A 1,954-nucleotide genomic window follows, 5' to 3' on the forward strand; every position below is an offset into this window, starting at 1 on the left:
GTTAATAATTAGTTAATGTGTAAATTTTGAATCTAATTTTGTACTAATTGAATTCTCGCGACCGCAACTGCAGCTTACTTTTTGCAGATTTGAAGTTGAATTTTTCAGGTGCAAAGTCGTGACACGGTTGTCGCCGATTGCGGCCAATGGGGCGACTGGTTTCACCGGCGGAAGATCAGTGCGTCCGGGTGCGGACGTGAGCGGCCCACCGATCCTCGTCAACTGCATCCGCGGGAGGGCTGCTGCTTTGCGGCAGCGGCGCGTTCCCGGCAGCCTGTCACATGATGCAGAAGGTCTTGTAGGCATCCACCGCGCTCTCGTAGTCCCAGAGCTCGTCGGTGGAGCAGTCGCCCCAGCCTTCCTTCTCGCCGCCCGCGGACAGCGAAGGATCGCGCCCGCGAAAAATAGTTGGCGAGGTGGGCAACGATGTGCGTTGCGCCTGCCTGACGGGCAAACCGGAAATTGTCGGGCGTCAGCGACTCCCGGTAGAGGCCAAGGCCGATCTTCATGGTCCTACTTCACGCCGATGCCGGCGGTCAGGCCGCCGTCTATTTTGTAGTCCGCGCCGGTGCAGAAGCCGGCTTTCGACGAGCACAGAAAGGCGATGAGCTCCGCCACTTCCTCCGGTTCGCCGATGCGACCAAGCGGATGGGCGGCGCCGAAGCGCCTGTAGGCCTCCTCGACATCGGCATCGCTGCCGCTTTCACCGCGCGCGGCCTTCTCGAGAATCGGCGTGCGGATCGAGCCCGGGCTGACCGAATTGACGCGGACGCCGGCCGCCGCGTAGTCGAGCGCCAGCGAACGCGTCAGCGTGTGGATGGCGCCCTTGGTCGTGGCGTAGGCGGCGACATTCTGCTGGCAGGCGAAACCCTGCACCGAGGCGACATTGACGATGGCGCCGCCGCCACGCTTGATCATCTCGGGGATGCCGAAATGCGCCGTCAGGTAGATCGAGCCGACATTGACCGTCATCGCCTTGTTCCAGGTGTCGAAATCGGTGCTGGTCGCGGTTCCGTACGGATGGACTGCCGCCGAATTGACGATGACATCAAGGCCGCCGAAGCGCTCGACGCCGGCCGCGACGGCGTCGCGGACCTGGTCGGAAACGGAGACGTCAGTGTCGATGACCAGCGCGCCGGCTTCGCAGCTTTCCAGTTCGGCCCTCATCGCGGCATTCGCCGCGCGGTCGATGCCGCAGGCGACGATCGCGGCACCCCCCGCCGCGAGGCGTCTGGCGGTTGCGAGGCCAATTCCGGTCGTCCCCGTCACCAGGACCACCTTGCCGTCGAAATCCTTCATTGCGGGAACTCCTTCAGTCACTGTCGGAAGCCGGTTCTTCCGGCAGGAATCGCAGGGCGAAATCGAGGTGGCGGCTCATCAGGTAGGCGTAGGCCAGCCTGTCGCGCGCGCGCAGCGCAGCGATGATTTCGTCATGCGCGGCGCGGGTGTCGGCCAGCACCGGACGCATTTCCTTGCCGATAGTCATGATCCGCAGGATCACCGGGGAAAGGAAGGAGTAGATGTCCGTCAGCATGCGATTGTCCGCCAACGCGACCAGCGCCATGTGGAAATTGAAATCGTTCTCGGCGGCTTCCTCGATCGAGCGGCTCTCGACGATCCGGGCATTGATCTCGTCGAGCGCCTCGATCTGCTCGTTCGTGGCATGGAGCACGATGTGGTCGCCGATGCCGACTTCGATGATGCGCCTGAAACCCTGGATGTCGGCGAAGGACGAGCGCGAGACATCCATGTGCGCGGCGAAGAAATTCTGGATCGCGATGCTTTGCCCGTCGGCCAGGACGGCGCCGACGCGGGGCTTTGGCTCGATCAGCCCATAGGTCCGAATGGTGCGCAACGCCTCGCGCACCGTGTTGCGGCTGGCGCCGGTGATCTCGCTGAGCTCGCGCTCCGTCGGCAGCACGTCGCCGACATTGAGCTGCCGCGCGCGGATGCT

The 1,954-nt window shown here is 63.3% G+C and carries 3 protein-coding genes; all 3 read right to left on the minus strand.

Annotation, left to right across the window (positions count from 1 at the left end):
* Positions 1 to 277 precede the first annotated feature (277 nt).
* Positions 278 to 424 carry a hypothetical protein gene (locus EOA38_RS40750; protein ID WP_245464895.1) on the minus strand — a complete coding sequence of 49 codons (147 nt, stop codon included), beginning with the start codon at positions 422 to 424 and terminating at the stop codon, positions 278 to 280.
* Between the two features lie 89 nt (positions 425 to 513).
* A complete protein-coding gene (locus EOA38_RS35150; RefSeq protein WP_126092269.1) occupies positions 514 to 1,299 on the minus strand; it encodes an SDR family oxidoreductase in 786 nt (261 codons plus the stop codon).
* Positions 1,300 to 1,312: 13 nt separating this feature from the next.
* The coding region (locus EOA38_RS35155) for an FCD domain-containing protein (protein ID WP_145966242.1) at positions 1,313 to 1,954 on the minus strand (642 nt) is incomplete at its 5' end.

This window comes from Mesorhizobium sp. M1E.F.Ca.ET.041.01.1.1 (assembly GCF_003997355.1).
In the GTDB taxonomy this organism is placed as follows: Bacteria; Pseudomonadota; Alphaproteobacteria; order Rhizobiales; family Rhizobiaceae; genus Mesorhizobium.